We start from the raw sequence: 16,976 nt of genomic DNA on the forward strand, positions 1-16,976 counted from the left end.
GTATCAAGGAAAAAAACAAAATGTTGAACAAGAGAATCAGCCTGATTGCTCTGGGGATGTTGAGCGCTACACAGGCCATGGCGAACGACCAGGCCGAATCAAAGGGTTTCGTTGAAGACAGCAGCCTCAAAGTGCTGCTGCGCAACGCCTACATCAACCGTGACTACAAAGACGGCAACCCGGATAAATCCGAGTGGGGCCAGGCGGCCATCGGCACGTTCTCGTCCGGCTTCACCCAGGGCACCGTGGGTGTGGGCGTCGACGCTTTCGGCCTGTACGCATTGAACCTGGAGCGCAGCGAAGACCGTAGCGGCGCGCAAGGCATCGATTTCTTCAAAAAGGGCGACAGCGGCCAGCCGGCGGACGACCTGTCCAAGGGCGGCGCAGCGATCAAGTTCCGCCTGTCCAGCACCACCCTGACCTACGGCGACCAGATGCCGGCCCTGCCGGTGCTGAACTACGACAACTCGCGCCTGCTGCCGGAAAGCTACACCGGCACCCTGATCACCTCCAGGGAGATCAAAGGCCTGCAACTGGACGCCGGGCGCTTCACCGCCGAATCGCGTAAAAGCGCTGAAGGCCGTGACAGCGGTGGCTTGAAGTCGATCAACGTATTGGGCGGTAGCTACCAGTTCACCGAACAATTCAAGGCCGCGCTGTACGCTTCCGACGTCGAAGACGTGCTGAAAAAGCAATACGTGAACGCCAACTACGTATTCCCGATCGACAAGGATCAGTCCCTGACCCTGGACTTCAACGGCTACCGCACCAAGCTGGACGATTCCTACGTCCGCGAAAACGGTATCACCGGCGACGACAACAAAATCTGGAGCCTGGCGGCCACCTTCATCACCGGCCCGCACTCGTTCACCCTCGCGCACCAGCGCAGCACTGGCGACAGCAACCTGGGCTACGCCTACGGCGGCTACCAGAAAGATCAAGGTCGCGTCGGCGACGGTGGCAACACCATCTACCTGGCAAACTCCTACTGGTCCGACTTCAACGCCGAAGACGAACGCAGCTGGCAGCTGGGCTACGGCCTGGACTTCAGCACCTTCGGTGTACCGGGCCTGAGCTACAACTTCGCCTACGTACGCGGTGACAACATCACCACCTCCACCAGCGAAGGCGGCACCGAGCGCGAGATCTTCAACCAGATCAAATACGTCGTCCAAAGCGGCCCGGCCAAAGACCTCAGCGTGAAACTGCGCAGCTCGGTCCTGCGTGTGTCGCAGAAGTCCAGCGAGTACAACGTCAGCGGCAATGAAGTGCGTGTGTTTGTGGATTACCCGATCAATATCTTCTGATGATGGGGTGTGGTGTCGAGGCCTGATCAGAGGATGAGAAAAAAGAAGAAGCCCCGACTGGTTCGGGGCTTTTTTGTGCTGTTGATGTGCTCATGTCGCCGAAACTCGATTTCGGTAACACGTCTTGCGAAGGTGTCGTCCGCGGCGATATGTCTTAGCACTTTGAACCGATTGCTCGTGTATACGGCAATGCCGTATAGTTCGGCCCATGTTCACGATTGTCGAAACCGAAATCTTCAAGCGTTATGCTGAGTCCATCTGGGACGATGGCGAACGTCATGAATTCATTACCTGGCTGGCGGCTAATCCGTTGGCCGGCGATGTGGTTCCTGGTAGCGGTGGTCTGCGCAAGGTTCGTTGGTCCCGTAGCGGGATGGGCAAACGCGGCGGTACTCGTGTCATTTACTACAACACGCTTTCTGAAGGCTCAATCTGGTTGTTAATCGCCTATACCAAGGCGAAGTTCGATAATTTGCCCGCAGCCTTCCTTAAGCAACTGAAGGAGGAAATCAGCAATGGTCAATGAACTGGAACAATTCCAGCAGGACTTGCTGGACTCTGTGCGTCAAATGAAAGCAGGCAAAGCCGCTCGCGTGACAGAGGTGCCGTTGTCTGCGGCAGCCGAAGCACGGGCCAAAGTGGGTGTGTCTCAAAGTGCATTCGCCAAGCTGATTGGAGTCAGTTTGCGTACGCTGCAGGACTGGGAGCAAGGGCGACGGCAACCGACGGGAGCCGCACAAACGCTGCTGCGTGTGGCGAGTCAGCATCCAGAGGCCTTACTTGACCTTCAAGTGATTTAGCTAAGAAGCCAAACTCTCTTCTCGACACATCGCCGAAATTGAGAAAGTTGCCAAGTCTCTCGATTGGCGCAAGTACTTTGCAGGTCCACTCTTTCATTAATTACACCACGTAACGAATGAAGTTCCCGTCCCCACCTTTATCCCCTCCCGCCAACCTCATACAGTCACCTCCAACGCCTCTCCCATCATCCCGACGGGAAGGTCACTGGAGTTGCCCTCATGCCTTTCGTAACTGTACGCATCACCCGCGATGGCGTTACCACTGAGCAGAAAGCTCAGGTGATCGCCGAAATCACTGAAACACTGGAACGCGTCCTCAACAAGCGCCCTGACCTGACCCACATCGTGATCGAGGAAGTCGACACCGATAACTGGGGTTACGCCGGAATCACCACCACCCAGTACCGCAAGCAACTGGCCGAGGCGGAGGGCAAGTCATGACGTCCTCCGTCACCATCGATTTCATCTCCGATGTGGTGTGCCCCTGGTGCGCGCTGGGGGCGACGGCGCTGGAGCAGGCGATCGAGAACGTGGCCGGGGAAGTCTCGGTCGAGCTGACCTACAAGCCGTTCGAATTGAACCCGAACATGCCGGCTGAAGGTGAGCCAGCGGTCGAGCACCTGATGCGCAAGTACGGGAGAACCGCCGACGACGTCGCCGCCGGCAAGGCGATGCAGATCGCTCGCGGCGAGGCCATCGGCTTCAAGTTCGATCTGGAGAAGCGCACGCATTTCTACAACACCTTTGATGCACACCGTTTGTTGCTGTGGGCGTTGCAGGAAGGGCGGCAAGTCGAGCTGAAGAAGGTGCTGCTGCGGGGCTATTTCAGTGAAGGCCAGAACCCGAGCGATCACCAGACACTGGTGAGTCTGGCGACTGAAGCGGGGCTGGGCGGGGCAACTGCACAAGAGGTGCTGGCGTCCGGTGCGTTCGCCACTGAGGTGCGGGAACTTGAAGCGTACTACCAGCAGCGCGGCATCAATTCGGTCCCGGCCATGGTGCTGAACGGTCGCCACCTGGTGTCCGGCTCGCAATCGGTCGAGTACTACGAACAGATGTTGAGAGAAATGGCCAAGGCACCGGCCGACGCCTGATCACAGATTTTTACCCCCACTTTTAATTGTCAGAGGTCTTCATCATGAGCATTTCGAAAAAAGTCATCGTCATCACCGGCGCGTCACAAGGTCTCGGCGACGGTATGGTCAAAGCCTTTCGTGAACTCGGTTACCGGATCGTCGCCACTTCGCGCTCGATCAAGCCATCCACCGATCCGGACATTCTCACCGTGGCCGGTGACATCGGCGAGCCGGAAACCGCCCGGCGCGTCATCCGTGAAACGATGTCCCGTTTCGGTCGCATCGATACCCTGGTCAACAACGCCGGGATCTTCATCGCCAAGCCGTTCACCGCATACACGGCAGAAGACTACGCCAATGTGTTGTCGGTGAACGTCAATGGCTTCTTCTACATCACTCAACTCGCTATCGCCGAGATGGAAAAGCAAGGCAGCGGCCACGTCGTCAACATCACCACCAGCCTGGTGGACCACGCCATCGACGGTGTGCCATCGGTCTTGGCTTCGCTGACCAAGGGCGGCCTCAACGCGGCCACCAAATCCCTGGCCATCGAATACGCCAAGCGCGGAATCCGGGTGAACGCGGTCAGCCCGGGCATCATCAAGACCCCAATGCACGGCGCAGAAACCCATGAAGCACTGGGCAGTCTGCACCCGGTCGGGCACATGGGCGAGATAGACGATATTGCGCAGGCGGTCGTGTATCTGGACGGCGCCAAGTTTGTTACTGGCGAAATCCTGCACGTGGATGGTGGTCAGAGCGCGGGTCACTGAAAGCGATTTTTCAAAGCCCGGAAACAACAAAGCCCCTGCATTTCTGCAGGGGCTTTGTTTTGTATGGTGCCGGCACCAGGAATCGAACCCGGGACCTACTGATTACAAGTCAGTTGCTCTACCATCTGAGCTATACCGGCGTGTCAGGGCGACGATTATAGCGATTGGATAGGTTCTGTAAACCCCTGAATTCTGACTATTTTTGCGCGGGCTTCGGGTCAGGCGCGTAGCAAGGTTTTCTTGAGTTTCTGAATGGCTTTCCAGGTTCGACTGTTTTGCATTGCGCGCAGCTGTGCTTCGGCCTGTTCGGCGCGTTGCAGGGCGGCGGTGAGTTGGTGTTCGGCGTCGCTGACGGGGTGGCTGAAGTTGTGGCCTTTGCAGAACTGGAACTCGTCCAGGTTGCACGGTGGGATGTCGAAGGCGGGCTTGAGGTTCAGGTGTTCTTCGGCGAGGTAGTAGGTGTTGATGCCGTCGAACAGGATGGAGTGGTAGCCGGCGTCGGTGACGAGGGTTTCCCAGGCCTGGTCGCGGGCCCAAGGGGTTTCGATGAGGATCACCCAAGGCCGCCACCGGGTGAAGTCCATGCCGCGCAGGACGGTTTCTTCGTGGCCTTCGACATCGATTTTCAGGAAGTGGATGGCGCGGCCCCGGGCGTGTTCTTCGCAGATGGAGCTCAGGGTGCGGGACTTGATCGTCTGGGTGCGAACGTCCATGCCGGCGTCTTTGTGCATTTTCGCCATGGCTGGGTCGAGGGTCGAGAGGCCGGTGCCGGCGATGCCGTAGAAGGTCAGTTCGTCAGCACTTTCCCCGGCTGCGCATTGCAGATTGGTGTCCTTGGGGCGTTGCTGGCACAGGGCTTCGTAGTAGTTGGGCATGGGTTCGACGTTGATGCCGGTCCAGCCGTTGTCGTAGAACGCCTTGGTGACCGAGTCATGGGTGGGGTCGTTTGCCCCGACGTCGATGTAGAAGCCGTTCTCGACGGTTTTGAGGGCGCGCCACAGGCGTATGTCTTCGAAATTCTGTGCGTAGGAAATGAACGTCACTGGCGCATCCTGTCGGAGGAATGTTCTTGTTCGTGGCCGCGCTGCCGGCGCCCTTGCGTGTGTGTATATCAAGAGTAATGAAAGGGTGCAATTTCCCCTGTCTGCGGTCCGGGATTAGGCGTTTATGTCGTTTTGGTTAAATGCTTATGCACAATGGCATTGGCGGCGCACTGGGTTTAGGCCGAATTTGTGGATCCGTTCTCATTTGTCCGCAAATGCCTGTTTTTTCGATTTTTTATGCGGGTGTACAAAAAATGAACACTGTGGATTTAGCCCTGAAACAGGCGTAGATATTGGATCCACGATTATTTCATCAACAGAGTTATCCACAGGCCGGGTGTGTTTAAGCGCGTTCGGCCAGGAGCAGGAAATTACGTGGTGTGAGCGGGGTTTTGCAGAAGGTGCCGACGCGGACGCTGTAGCCCTGCTCGGCGAGGAAAAGTGCCCGGTCAAGAACCAGCCAAAGCTCCAGTGGGCGTCGGAAAAGTCCGCGTAACAGTTCAAGGTTGCGCACTTCGGCCAGTCGCTGCCAACCGGCGGCTTCGAGGGCTGGCCAATTTTGCGGGCCGACTGTGGATAACTCTTTGAGTGCGGCCAGGTGATGGCAGTAATCGGCAAAGGGTTTGTCCAGCCAGGCGCTGGGCAGGGAAGGGGTCGGCAGATACTCGTCCATGCCGCGCAGTTGCCGCTGCAGCAAGTCGAAGCTCAGGCGCCGGGCCATGGAGGTGTCGCGTTGACGGCGCACGCGGGCGCCAGCGGTGACGGTTTCACTCATGGGCAGCGCGAGGTCGTCGAGGGAAAGCTGTAGGCCGGAGCCTTGGGCGGCCGAGGAAATCGGCGAGTATTGGGCAAGGCTGATCCGGTTGTAGCAGCACGGCGCGATGGCGAGTTGTTTACAGCCTGTGGCGCTGGCAAGTTGAATCAGCCGCACATGCAAATCGCCGCAGGCGTGAAGCGCGACGGGCGTGTGGTGCGCACTCAGTAAAGTAGCAGTGTCTGTCGCGAGCACATCCTGTTCGATATGCAGCGCATGCAGGTGATGACGCTGGCTGAGTGCCTGGCCGCTGGTTACCAGTGCCGGGTCGTATTCCAGGCAAGTCAGCTGTTGCCCCGGCTGCAGCAGGCGGCGCCCCAAGTGTCCCTTGCCCGAGCACCAGTCCAGCCAATGCTTCGGTGTTTCGCAGAACTGCAATCGACTGGCGAAAGCTTCGATCTGTTGCCATTTACGCCCCGGAACATCGACGTTCAGTCGATGGCCGGCCGCTTTGAGTGCGTGTGCAGGTAATTCATCCACGGCACTCAAGGCAACGGACATCGATGCCAAGGAAGCAAAGGGTTCCGGCGCATTCAGTAGGGCTGGTTGATTGTGGGCGTTTTCCGCGTCTTCCAGCGACCGCTCGCGTAGCCATTCGGCCAGAGCTGGGTAGGAAGCTTCCCAAGGAAGTTGCAGATGAGTGAACGGTCGAGGTTTCCACAGTGCCTGATGCTCTGTCAGAAACGCATCCAGCGCGGTGAAGCGGGCGAGCAGGGCCTCGCCCGTCAACACGCCCGTATCAACGCCCTTGGCAGGCATCGACGCGCAGCCAGCGCTCCAGCAGCTTGAAGCCGCGCACCAGCACGTACGCCATCACCAGGTAGAACATTCCCGCGGCGAAGAAAATCTCCACCGGCAGGTAGGTCCGGGCAATGATGGTACGGGCCATGCCGGTCAGTTCCAGCAGGGTCACGGTACTGGCCAGGGCGCTGGCCTTGAGCATCAGGATCACTTCGTTGCTGTAGGCCGGCAGGCCGATGCGCGCCGCGCGCGGCAGCATGATGAAGAACAGCGCTTTTGGCTTGGACATGCCCAGCGCCCGTGCCGCTTCAATCTCGCCCGGTGGTATCGCCTGGATGGCGCCGCGCAGGATTTCCGCAATGTAGGCCGCGGTGTGCAGGGTCATGGTCGCCGTGGCGCACCAGAACGGATCGCGCAGGTACGGCCACATCGAACTGTTACGGATCGCGTCGAACTGCGCCAGGCCGTAGTAGACCAGGAACAGTTGAACCAGCAACGGCGTGCCACGGAAGAAGAAGATGTAGCCGTAGGGAAATGCCCGTACCCACCACAGGCGCGACGAGCGGGCGATGCCCAGTGGAATGGCCAGCAGCAAACCGGCGATCACGGCGATGGCCACCAGTTCCAGGGTCAGGGTCGCGCCCTGGGCCAGTTTCGGCAGCCACTTGATGATGACTTCCCAGTTCATTGGGTGCTCCTCGCGAAGCCGCGAGCGGCACGTTTTTCCAGGAAGTGCATGCCGGTCATCGCCAGCACCGTCAGGCTCAGGTACATGAACGCGGCGACCATATAGAAGGTGAACGGCTGTTTGGAGACGGTCACGCCGATTTGCGCATGACGCATGATTTCTTCCAGGCCGATCACCGACACCAGCGCGGTGTCCTTCATCAGGATCATGAACAGGTTGCCCAGGCCGGGCAGGGCGATGCGCCACATCTGCGGCATGATCAGCCGGGTGAAGATGCGCCACTTCGACAGGCCCAGGGCCACGCCGGCTTCGCGATGGCCTTTGGGGATGGCGAGGATCGCACCGCGGAACACTTCCGTGGCGTAGGCGCCGAAGCACAGGCCCAGTGCAATCACGCCAGCGGCGAAGGCGTTGAGTTCAAGGTCGGGGTTGCCGAAGAACTCGCCCAGGGCACGCATCAGGTTGACCGTGCCGAAGTAGATCAACAGCACCCAGAGCAATTCCGGGATGCCGCGAACCAGTGTCGAATAAGTGCCGCCAAGCCATTGCAGCGGCTTGTACGGGGAAGTCTTGGCCAAGGCGCCGAGCAGACCGAGCACCAGCCCCAGGCACAGGGCCGAGAGTGCCAGTTTCACAGTCATCAGCGCACCAGCGGCGAGCGCCGGGCCGAATCCGTAGAGGTCGATAATCATGGATTTCTTTTCAAATCGCGGCAGGCAAGGCCGAGAACCGGCGCCATCGGGCGCCGGTCAGGCAGGTCAGTATCAATAGATGCTGAACGGGAAGTACTTGTCGTTGATCTTCTTGTAGGTGCCGTCAGCGACGATTTCTTTGAGTGCGGTGTTCAGCTTCTCGCGGATCGGATCCTTCTTGCGCACGGCAATACCGATCTTGTCGCTTTCTTCCACTGGATCGCCCTTGAACTCGTAGCTACGGCCAGCGTCGCTTTTCAGCCATTCGTAGTTGACGTACTTGTCGGCCAGGATGCCGTCCAGGCGGCCGGAAGTCAGGTCGAGGTAGGCGTTTTCCTGGGTGTCGTAGAGCTTGATGGTGATGTCGTCACCATAGTTGTCTTCCAGGAAGGTGCCGGCCAGGGTCGCGCGCTGGGCGCCGATGATCTTGCCTTTGAGCGCCGCCTTGTCGGTTTTGAAGTCGATGTCTTTCTTGGCGATGAACTGCAGCTTGTTGGAGTAGTACGGGTCGGTGAAGTCCACCGCTTGCTTGCGCTCGTCGGTGATCGACATCGAGGAGATCAGGAAGTCGAACTTCTTGGCGTTCAGGGCCGGGATGATGCCGTCCCAGTCGGAGGTCACGACGGTGCACTCGACTTTCATCTTGGCGCACAGGGCGTCGCCGATCTCTTTGTCGAAGCCGACGACATTGCCACTGGCATCTTTGTTGTTGAACGGCGGGTAGGCCGCTTCGATGCCCATCTTCAGGGTTTCGGCCATGGCACCGGCGCTGAACGCCAGGGTGACGGCGGCAGCCAGGAAGACCTTTTTGTAGTTCTGCATGTGGATAGCTCCGTTAGCGGTTGCTGGACATGAATTGTTTGCAGCGCGCCGAAAGCGGGTTTTCGAACACCTGCTGTGGCGATCCTTGCTCTTCTACCAGGCCCTGGTGGAGGAACACCACTTCGCTGGAGACCTGACGGGCGAAGCCCATTTCGTGGGTCACGAGCAGCATGGTGCGGCCTTCTTCGGCCAGCGCGCGGATGACATTAAGTACTTCCTGGACCATTTCCGGGTCAAGCGCGGAGGTGGGCTCGTCGAACAGGATGACCTTGGGCTGCATGGCCAGGGTGCGGGCGATGGCCGCGCGTTGTTGCTGGCCGCCGGACAGTTGCGCCGGGTAGGCGTGGCGCTTGTCGGCGATGCCGACCTTGGCCAGCAGGGCTTCGGCGACTTCGATGGCTTCGGCCTTGCTCTGGCCGAGCACGCGGCGCGGGGCTTCGATGATGTTGTCGAGCACGCTCATGTGCGGCCACAGGTTAAAGTTTTGAAATACAAAACCGATTTCGCTGCGCAGGCGATTGATCTGCTTGCCGTCGGCGGCCACCAGCTCGCCGTTCTTAGCAGCCTTGAGCTTGAGTTCTTCGCCGGCCACCAGGATCTGGCCCTGGTGCGGGTTTTCCAGCAGGTTGATGCAGCGCAGGAACGTGGACTTGCCGGAGCCGGAGGAACCCAGGATCGAGATCACATCGCCGTCGCGGGCGGTCAGCGAGATGCCTTTGAGCACCTCCAGCGAACCGTAGCGTTTGTGCAAGTTGCGGATTTCAAGCGCGGGCGTGGCCTCAGCCATGTGCGTTCCTCATATATGTTGCGCTCCTGCTCTTGGCGGCCTTCCTGGCGAGGCGGCCAACCTAGCATAGCGTTTCAATGGCAGCCAACAGCGCTACGGGCAGTAAACGGCTGGCGTGTGGCAGGTTGTCGCATCGGCGCAGCAGACTGTCGCCCCATCAACAACCGAACAGCCGTTTGAACCTTGCCTGTCGATAAAAAGCGCGGTGGCTGTCGCAAAAAAAGGCGCGATGTTGCCAGCTTTGACGGGGTGTTGGAAGCGCTATCCGGCCAAATGCAGCGGTTGTGCACTTTTAATGTGCGCAGGGCCATTTTCAGGTGTGTTTCCGGTGCGCAGATTTGCCCCGCAAAGTGGGTCGCAGGGTAACGCTCTGGCAAAGTGCTATTGAATTCAATGGGTTGCGATGACCGTCCGGTCGAAGTGAGATCGCCGGGCTAGAGGGATTTGAAACATTTTGGCGCAATTATTGCGTGCAGAATCCAGAACGCCCTGTTGGCTTCTTTTTACGAGAAGGTCCGCCGAACGGGATGCACGCATTCGCTTCTCCTTACAAAGGTAGTTTTAATGAGCAGTACCCAAAGCTCTAATGGCCTCGAACAGGGGCTCAAACCGCGCCATGTGACCATGCTGTCGATTGCCGGGGTTATCGGCGCCGGCTTGTTCGTCGGCTCGGGTCACGCCATCGCCGCTGCAGGTCCGGCTGTTCTGTTGGCTTACGCCGCCGCCGGCATGTTGGTGGTGCTGGTGATGCGCATGCTCGGCGAAATGGCCGTTGCCTCGCCGGACACCGGTTCGTTTTCGACATACGCCGACCGCGCGATCGGTCACTGGGCCGGTTTCACCATCGGCTGGTTGTACTGGTGGTTCTGGGTTCTGGTGATCCCGTTGGAAGCCAACGCTGCCGCGACCATCCTGCATGCCTGGTTCCCTGGCGTGGACATCTGGGCCTTCGCCCTGGTCATCACGATGCTGTTGACCGTGACCAACCTGTTCAGCGTGAAGAACTACGGTGAATTCGAGTTCTGGTTTGCCCTGATCAAAGTCCTGGCGATCATCGGTTTCATCATTCTCGGCGTAGCGGCGATCTTCGGCTTCCTGCCGAACAGCCAGGTCAGCGGCGTTTCGCACCTGTTCGACACCCAGGGCTTCCTGCCAAACGGCATGGGTGCGGTACTGGGCGCGATCCTGACCACCATGTTCTCCTTCATGGGCACCGAGATCGTGACCATCGCGGCCGCGGAATCGAAAAACCCTGGCAAGCAAATCTCCAAGGCTACCAACTCGGTGATCTGGCGGATCGGCTTGTTCTACCTCGTGTCGATCTTCATCGTTGTGGCCCTGGTGCCTTGGAACGACCCGGTACTGGCAAGCCTGGGCTCCTACCAGACCGTGCTTGAGCGCATGGGCATCCCGAACGCCAAGATGATTGTCGACATCGTGGTACTGGTTGCTGTGACCAGCTGCCTGAACTCGGCGCTCTACACTTCGTCGCGGATGCTGTTCTCCCTGGGCAAGCGTGGCGATGCACCGGCCATGTCCACGCGCACCAACAAGAGTGGCACGCCTTACTGGGCGGTGATGTTGTCCACTGGCGCTGCGTTCCTGGCGACATTCGCCAACTACGTGGCCCCGGCTGCCGTGTTCGAATTCCTGCTGGCAAGCTCCGGCGCCATCGCATTGCTGGTGTACCTGGTGATCGCGATTTCGCAACTGCGCATGCGCAAGCAGCGTATGGCTCGTGGTGAGAAAATCGTCTTCAGCATGTGGCTTTTCCCGGGCCTGACCTACGCGGTGATCGTCTTCATCGTTGCGGCCCTGACCATCATGCTGTTCCAGGATGCCCATCGTGTGGAAATCCTCGCGACCGGCTTGCTCAGTGCCCTGGTAGTAGCGGCCGGCTTGCTGGTGGCTCGCCGTCGCAAACTGGAAAAGCGCGGCGCGGTGGTGCTGAACTGATCCATATCGCGTAATGCAAAACGGCCGCTGTCAGTGATGACAAGCGGCCGTTTTTGTTTCTATCGATTGTTCATTCGATGTGAACCCAATCTTCTACACGTAACCCCGGAACGCGCTCAAACTCCCGCAGATTGTTGGTGACCACGATAAACCCGCGTGAGCGTGCGTGCCCGGCAATCATTTGGTCGTACGGGCCGATGGGAGTGCCGGCCTTTGCCAGTTCGGATCGAATCATTGCGGTGTGCGCTGCTGCTTCGTTGTCGAAGGGCAGGACTTCAAGTCGGGCAGCGAAGCCCTCGATGACCGCCAGGTTTTTTTCGGGTGCTGCTGACTTTTCCGCTCCGTAGATCAGTTCCATCAGCGTTATCGCACTGATGCACAGTTGGCCGTGATGACGGTTGAACGCCTCCCGTACCGCCTGTGGTTTGTTCTTGATGGTGAAGATGCAGATGTTGGTATCGAGCATGTACTTGATCATCAGAACGACTCACGCTCCTGTTCGGCGGGTTGCTCGCGATCGGTCATGAAATCTGCGGTGACGCTTTCGCCATCGAACCAACTGTCCCAGGTTTCACCTGCGGGCGTGATGATGCGGGCTCTGCCTACGGCGACCACGTCGACCCGTTTCACGTCGCTTGGCATGGCCACGGCTTTTGACAGGCGAACGGCCTGGCTTCGATTGCTCATGAAAAGGGTTGTCTGTTCCATTTGGACCTCCTGCGCCTTTGCTGGCGCTTTGAGTCCAAAGGATAGGTTTTGTGTTGGATATGTCAATGGGATATACGTGATGCCTGACGGAAGGAAAGCGCCCAATTCGGAGCAAAAAACGGCCGCTGTCAGCGATGACAAGCGGCCGTTTTTGTTTGCGCCGTAACCCTTACTCGGCTTTTTCTGCCGGCATTTCCTGCGACTCGCGGTAGGCGTCCAGCGCAGTGCCGAAGTCAGTAATGAACTGTGGTTCGCTCAGCCATGCCTGGGCGGCATCGCGGTCCATGCCGTCGGCCCACATGCGGTAGTCGATCAGCATGTCGGCGGCCAGGTGGGTGGCGGCCATGCCTTCGTCGTCGGCGTTTTCCATGTCCAGCAGTTCTGGGTGGTCGACGATGATAAAGGCGAGGTTCGTCAGCAGGACCGAGAGCATTTCGCTGCGGCTGACGGCTTCGGCGTCGCGCATTTTGCTGAACATCGCCAGGGTGTATTCCGGGATCGGCTCGGCGAGGTGTCCGAGTTCATCATCGTCCAGTGCAGCGGGTTTCCTGCCGTGGATATTGATCTGCTTGGCTTTGGCTTTTGCACGCTTGGCGCGTTTCTGTTGCTTGTTCAGGGAGGCCATGGGAACTCAGTTCGGTTTCTGTTGGGTTTGCGCGGCAATGGCGTCGGACGCCGCCACATAGTCGGCCTGGAAGGCCGGAGATTCGATCCACGCCAGGGCGCCGGCTTCGTCTGTTTCGGCCGACCATTGGCGATATTCGATCAGCGCGGCGAGGATGAAGTCCATCGCGCCTTCTTCGCCTTCCTGCTCGTACACCAGTTCCAGCAACGGGTCTTCGAGGAAGGCCGTGCACATGGCTTGCTGGCTGATCTTTTCGGCGTCGATCATTTTCTTGAACAGTTCGGTCAGATCCACCGATTCGAAATCGATGCGATCGTCGTTCGGGTCCAGTTCGACCGGCGCGGCGGCCCGCTGGGTGCGGTTCTGCTTGGCCTTGGCCTTGGCGCGGGAGGCGCGTTTTTGCTGCTTGTTGGCGGAGGCCATGGGCGTCGTTCCGTATTCGTTGAAAGGGCAATTGACTTAGCTGTGCGGCACTCGCCGCCCGGGGGTATCGGGGGCCAGTTCGCCGTTTTGCAGCCAGGCCAATGCAATGGGCCATAGTGTGGCTTGGTATGGGCTGCGAAAAAAGGCGAAATGTCCGACTTCTTCTTCGCCGATGTCTTCGGGATGGATACGCAGGTGAACGTTTGTGCTGCCGGTGAAGTAGCTGAGCAGGCGTTCGATGGCCGGGACCGTGCCGTAAGGATCATCGCTGAGGCTGATGGCCAGGGTTTGTGCGGTGACATCGGCAAAGGGCAGTTGCCCGCTTGTTGTGCTGATCGCGCGGCCGCTGGAGCGTTTTTCGTAACGGGCAGTGGACAGGCTCCAGTCACGGACCACGCCGGCGGGTGTGTCCTCCAGCCATCCGAGGCGTTTACCCGGAAAGTAGCCGTAGATCATCGTCACCAGTGGCATCAGCACATGCCACTTGGCAAACATCCGCCAGCGAAGGGCGGGTGCATAGTCGCGCCAGTAGGCGAATTGCGCTCCGACCGTCACCAGGCGCCGGATCAGGTGCCCGGACGCCCCCAGGCCCGCTGCGCAGCCGCCAAAGCTGTGGCCGACCACATCGATAGGCTGCCCGGGGAACTCACGCTGTGCGCGCTTGAGCATCGCCTCGAAATCCAGCGCTCCCCAATCGGTCCATGAGGCCTTGAGGCCTTTGAGCGATGCCGGCCGCGACTCGCCGATGCCGCGGTAGTCATAGGTGATGACGTCGAAGCCGTGATCGAACAGATAGTCGGCGAAGCGCGAGTAATGACGACAACGGACCGAGGTGGCGGCGTTGATGATAACGACCGGACGAGCGGCATCCCGGAACGGGTGTCGCCAAGTGAAACCACCGAGGACAAAGCCGTCTGCAGCGATTTCCTTGAACGGTTCGCCGGACGCAACGCGTTGCAACGGCAACTCGATTTGAGTTGGGGCGAGTGAAGGCGTTTCCTGCAAATTCATCGGCGTCGGACCTTTGCGGGTAGCTGCCAACGATAGTCTTGATGCCGTTGATGAACAATCCATTGGCCTCAAGGCAGTGGTTGATCGAGCAGTCGTTCTTCAAGTGCTGCCCGTTCCCGATCCAGTTCGTTACGGAGTTCCTCTTCGCTCGGCAGGACGAGCTTGTACTTGCTGGCGAGCAGTTGTTCGCTTCCTTCCTGCATTGAGTAGCGCACCACGGATTCATCTTTTTGCGCCCGGAGAATGATGCCGACGGTGGGGCTGTCTTGCGCGCCGCGTTTCAGGTCGTCGTACATGCGCACGTACATGTCCATCTGCCCCACATCCTGATGGGTCAGTTCACCGCGCTTGATATCGAAGATGACGAAGCATTTGAGCAAGTAGTTGTAGAACACCAGATCGATGTAGAAGTCTTTGCTGTCGGTACTGATGCGTTGCTGGCGGGCTATGAACGCGAAGCCCTTGCCCAGCTCCAGCAAGAAGCCTTGCAGCTGTTCGATCAACGCCTGTTCGATCTCGCTTTCCTGAAGCTTGCCGGCATTGGGTAGGCCCAGAAACTCCAGTACCACCGGATCACGGATGAAATCCCGAGGGCTGGCCTTCATGTTTTGAATGTTGGTGGCGGCCTCTTGCTTGACACTGCCGCGATCTCGGCTCGCCAGCAGGCGTTCGTAGTACAGCGTATTGATCTGGCGTTCCAGGGCGCGGCTCGACCAGTTTTGGGTGGCTGATTCGTTCATGTACCAAAGACGGGCGCTGTCGTTGTCGACGCGAAGCAGGTGGCGGTAGTGGGTCCAGCTCAATTCAAGACGCAGTGCGTCACGAATTGGAAACGCCTGATAAAACTGGCGCATTTTTCGCAGATTGGTTTCGTCAAATCCTTTCCCGAATTCTGCAGTAAGCCTGTTTGCCAGGGTCGAGAGTAACTCTTTGCCATACCTCACCCGCCGAGCGCCTTCCTGTTCGAACTCGACGATATGTCGACCAATCTGCCAACAGGTTTGCACCTGAACGGTATCGACCGCCCGAAGCACCTTCTGACGTGCCTGATGGATCGATTTGCCAAGGTTCCCAAGCAGTGAAGCCAGATAGGGGTCGTGAATGTCGTTGGGTGTGAGGGCCGTCATGAGGTCTTCCGCAGCAGATTGGATAGCGAAAGAGAATGACAAGTGAGCACCCTTCGAAGCTGCCGGGAGTGACTGAAAAACAGGCAGGAAATACCGGGTTCGCTGGCAGGACGCGTCGGAGGGCAGGCGAGGGCTGAGGAGCAAATGGCGTAGTACGTTTCGTACTCAGGCCAAATCAATCTAAAACCCCGCCCTGCGACTGGAAATCCAAAGAATGTAACGATTGGGTTCTGCAGAACCCGGGAGTCGTCATCATGAAGTACCTCCATTCACTCCTGATGCCACTCACCGCCGTCGGCGTGCTGATGTTTCCATCGATGTCGCCCGCCGCCAGCCTTGATCCAATCGACAGCACTGGCGTACAGGTGCAGCGCCAGGAGCAAAACGGCATCGCCTACCTGTCCGGCGGTATCGGCGAGGATGAGTCCAGGGCCATCCAGCAGAGCATCGGCTACAACCTGCACATGACGTTCTCTGTCGGGACGGAAAATAAATACATTCCAGGCGTGAACGTAGTTATTCAGAAAGCCCCCGGGCAAACCGTGCTGACACTCAATGACGCCGGTCCGTTGGTTTACGTGAAGCTGCCGGCCGGTAAATACACAGTCATTGCGACGCGCAACGGCGAAACCCGGCAGGACGTTGCCGATGTTGGCAGTGGTGCAGTCCGTAACCTGGTTTTCCACTGGAATGATGCGAGTTAGCGAGACGCTCTAGGCCCTGAGTCCTGCGACTCAGGGTTTATCGTTATTAACGCCCGCGTACGCTTGGATGAGTGCAACGCGTAAAGGGTTGGTTTCTACGCTCAGCAGCTTGATGGCCAAGGCGCAGCAGACCACGATCAACATGGGTTTGATCAACCGTGGTCCGACCCGGACGGCGGCCCGTGCACCCAATTGAGCGCCGATGAAGGCCGCCAAAGCCATGGCTATGGCTACCGGCCAGATAATCACACCTTTGGTGATAAAGACCGACAGAGAGCCGAGGTTGCAAGAGGCGTTGGCAAGCTTGGTAAAACTCATGGCCCGCATCATGCCCAGGCCGCAGAGCAGTACAAATCCGACAATGAAGAAAGAGCCCACGCCGGGGCCAAATACACCATCGTAAAAACCCAGGATAGGTGCCACGGTAAACGAAAACAGCAGTACACCAATTCTCTTGCGTCGATCTTCATTGGCCAGCTTTGGAGATAGCGCAAAATAGATGGCTACCAGAATCAGCATGATAGGCACGCAAACTTCCAGGTAGTGCTTATCAATAGAGCTGACCAGCAAGGCACCACTAGCGCCACCAATAAATCCGCAAATAACCAGGAAACGGCCTTCGCGCCACTCGATCAATCCTTTGCGAGCAAAGGTCACCGTTGCCGAAACAGTTGCCGAAGCGGCCTGGAACTTGTTCGTTGCAATTGCACTGATCGGATCTACACCTGCCAGAAACAATGCAGGCAAGGTGATCAAACCACCCCCACCGGCAATCGCATCAAAAAAGCCGGCGCAAAAAGCGACGAGCGCCAACATGCCAATTACATCCAAGGACATTGCATTCTCTCTTTATGGTTATTGGCCAGTAATCACATGACG

At 58.4% G+C, this 16,976-nt stretch carries 21 protein-coding genes and 1 tRNA gene; 8 read left to right on the forward strand and 14 right to left on the reverse strand.

Going from position 1 to position 16,976, the window contains the following annotated elements:
• Nucleotides 1–20: 20 nt before the first annotated feature.
• The 6 genes from PPUTUW4_RS01220 (at nt 21) to PPUTUW4_RS01245 (ending at nt 3,956) form a co-directional block, all read left to right on the forward strand.
• A complete protein-coding gene (locus tag PPUTUW4_RS01220) occupies nt 21–1,307 on the forward strand; it encodes an OprD family porin (protein WP_015093052.1) in 1,287 nt (428 codons plus the stop codon).
• Between the two features lie 208 nt (nt 1,308–1,515).
• Entirely contained in the window at nt 1,516–1,833 is a 318-nt protein-coding gene (locus PPUTUW4_RS01225; RefSeq protein ID WP_015093053.1) for a hypothetical protein, read from the forward strand.
• Nucleotides 1,823–2,107, forward strand: coding sequence for a helix-turn-helix domain-containing protein (locus tag PPUTUW4_RS01230; RefSeq protein ID WP_015093054.1), 285 nt, complete (start codon nt 1,823–1,825; stop codon nt 2,105–2,107). Before PPUTUW4_RS01225 ends, PPUTUW4_RS01230 begins: the two co-directional genes overlap by 11 nt.
• Before the next feature lie 219 nt (nt 2,108–2,326).
• Nucleotides 2,327–2,548, forward strand: coding sequence for a 4-oxalocrotonate tautomerase family protein (locus tag PPUTUW4_RS01235; RefSeq protein WP_007972813.1), 222 nt, complete (start codon nt 2,327–2,329; stop codon nt 2,546–2,548).
• On the forward strand, nt 2,545–3,201 hold the full coding sequence (locus PPUTUW4_RS01240; RefSeq protein WP_015093055.1) for a DsbA family oxidoreductase: 657 nt from the start codon (nt 2,545–2,547) through the stop codon (nt 3,199–3,201). Before PPUTUW4_RS01235 ends, PPUTUW4_RS01240 begins: the two co-directional genes overlap by 4 nt.
• Before the next feature lie 44 nt (nt 3,202–3,245).
• On the forward strand, nt 3,246–3,956 hold the full coding sequence (locus PPUTUW4_RS01245; protein WP_015093056.1) for an SDR family oxidoreductase: 711 nt from the start codon (nt 3,246–3,248) through the stop codon (nt 3,954–3,956).
• Between the two features lie 64 nt (nt 3,957–4,020).
• Here the strand turns inward: PPUTUW4_RS01245 and PPUTUW4_RS01250 are convergent.
• The 7 genes from PPUTUW4_RS01250 to PPUTUW4_RS01280 all read right to left on the reverse strand — a co-directional run bounded on the left by PPUTUW4_RS01250 (nt 4,021) and on the right by PPUTUW4_RS01280 (nt 9,543).
• Nucleotides 4,021–4,096: transfer RNA gene (locus PPUTUW4_RS01250), tRNA-Thr, on the reverse strand.
• Nucleotides 4,097–4,174: 78 nt separating this feature from the next.
• Nucleotides 4,175–4,999 carry an FkbM family methyltransferase gene (locus PPUTUW4_RS01255; protein WP_015093057.1) on the reverse strand — a complete coding sequence of 275 codons (825 nt, stop codon included), beginning with the start codon at nt 4,997–4,999 and terminating at the stop codon, nt 4,175–4,177.
• 343 nt (nt 5,000–5,342) lie between these two features.
• Nucleotides 5,343–6,572 carry a methyltransferase gene (locus PPUTUW4_RS01260; RefSeq protein ID WP_041474763.1) on the reverse strand — a complete coding sequence of 410 codons (1,230 nt, stop codon included), beginning with the start codon at nt 6,570–6,572 and terminating at the stop codon, nt 5,343–5,345.
• On the reverse strand, nt 6,553–7,242 hold the full coding sequence (locus tag PPUTUW4_RS01265; RefSeq protein ID WP_015093059.1) for an ABC transporter permease: 690 nt from the start codon (nt 7,240–7,242) through the stop codon (nt 6,553–6,555). Before PPUTUW4_RS01265 ends, PPUTUW4_RS01260 begins: the two co-directional genes overlap by 20 nt.
• On the reverse strand, nt 7,239–7,934 hold the full coding sequence (locus tag PPUTUW4_RS01270) for an ABC transporter permease (RefSeq protein ID WP_015093060.1): 696 nt from the start codon (nt 7,932–7,934) through the stop codon (nt 7,239–7,241). The genes PPUTUW4_RS01265 and PPUTUW4_RS01270 overlap by 4 nt, the downstream gene beginning before the upstream one ends.
• A gap of 72 nt (nt 7,935–8,006) precedes the next feature.
• Nucleotides 8,007–8,756, reverse strand: coding sequence for an ABC transporter substrate-binding protein (locus tag PPUTUW4_RS01275; RefSeq protein ID WP_015093061.1), 750 nt, complete (start codon nt 8,754–8,756; stop codon nt 8,007–8,009).
• Between the two features lie 13 nt (nt 8,757–8,769).
• Nucleotides 8,770–9,543 (reverse strand): ABC transporter ATP-binding protein, encoded by a 774-nt coding sequence (locus PPUTUW4_RS01280; protein WP_007972784.1) that lies wholly within the window; start codon nt 9,541–9,543, stop codon nt 8,770–8,772.
• A 564-nt stretch (nt 9,544–10,107) separates the two neighbouring features.
• Between PPUTUW4_RS01280 and gabP the strand changes: the two genes are divergently transcribed.
• Entirely contained in the window at nt 10,108–11,499 is a 1,392-nt protein-coding gene (gene gabP / locus PPUTUW4_RS01285) for a GABA permease (RefSeq protein ID WP_015093062.1), read from the forward strand.
• Nucleotides 11,500–11,569: 70 nt separating this feature from the next.
• Here gabP and vapC read toward each other — a convergent pair whose 3' ends face one another.
• The 6 genes from vapC to PPUTUW4_RS01315 all read right to left on the reverse strand — a co-directional run bounded on the left by vapC (nt 11,570) and on the right by PPUTUW4_RS01315 (nt 15,393).
• Entirely contained in the window at nt 11,570–11,977 is a 408-nt protein-coding gene (gene vapC, locus PPUTUW4_RS01290; RefSeq protein ID WP_015093063.1) for a tRNA(fMet)-specific endonuclease VapC, read from the reverse strand.
• Entirely contained in the window at nt 11,977–12,207 is a 231-nt protein-coding gene (gene vapB, locus PPUTUW4_RS01295) for a type II toxin-antitoxin system VapB family antitoxin (protein WP_015093064.1), read from the reverse strand. Before vapB ends, vapC begins: the two co-directional genes overlap by 1 nt.
• Before the next feature lie 169 nt (nt 12,208–12,376).
• On the reverse strand, nt 12,377–12,832 hold the full coding sequence (locus PPUTUW4_RS01300) for a hypothetical protein (protein ID WP_015093065.1): 456 nt from the start codon (nt 12,830–12,832) through the stop codon (nt 12,377–12,379).
• A 6-nt stretch (nt 12,833–12,838) separates the two neighbouring features.
• Nucleotides 12,839–13,255: a hypothetical protein gene (locus PPUTUW4_RS01305; RefSeq protein WP_007995339.1), complete on the reverse strand. Its 417-nt coding sequence runs from the start codon at nt 13,253–13,255 to the stop codon at nt 12,839–12,841.
• Between the two features lie 36 nt (nt 13,256–13,291).
• Nucleotides 13,292–14,266 (reverse strand): alpha/beta fold hydrolase, encoded by a 975-nt coding sequence (locus PPUTUW4_RS01310; protein WP_015093066.1) that lies wholly within the window; start codon nt 14,264–14,266, stop codon nt 13,292–13,294.
• Between the two features lie 68 nt (nt 14,267–14,334).
• Nucleotides 14,335–15,393 (reverse strand): PDDEXK nuclease domain-containing protein, encoded by a 1,059-nt coding sequence (locus PPUTUW4_RS01315; protein WP_015093067.1) that lies wholly within the window; start codon nt 15,391–15,393, stop codon nt 14,335–14,337.
• A gap of 254 nt (nt 15,394–15,647) precedes the next feature.
• Between PPUTUW4_RS01315 and PPUTUW4_RS01320 the strand changes: the two genes are divergently transcribed.
• Nucleotides 15,648–16,097 (forward strand): hypothetical protein, encoded by a 450-nt coding sequence (locus PPUTUW4_RS01320; protein WP_015093068.1) that lies wholly within the window; start codon nt 15,648–15,650, stop codon nt 16,095–16,097.
• Between the two features lie 30 nt (nt 16,098–16,127).
• Here the strand turns inward: PPUTUW4_RS01320 and PPUTUW4_RS01325 are convergent, their stop codons facing one another.
• A complete protein-coding gene (locus PPUTUW4_RS01325) occupies nt 16,128–16,934 on the reverse strand; it encodes a TSUP family transporter (RefSeq protein WP_015093069.1) in 807 nt (268 codons plus the stop codon).
• Nucleotides 16,935–16,976: the final 42 nt, after the last annotated feature.

The sequence above is a fragment of the Pseudomonas sp. UW4 genome, assembly GCF_000316175.1.
Lineage (GTDB): Bacteria > Pseudomonadota > Gammaproteobacteria > Pseudomonadales > Pseudomonadaceae > Aquipseudomonas > Aquipseudomonas laurylsulfatiphila.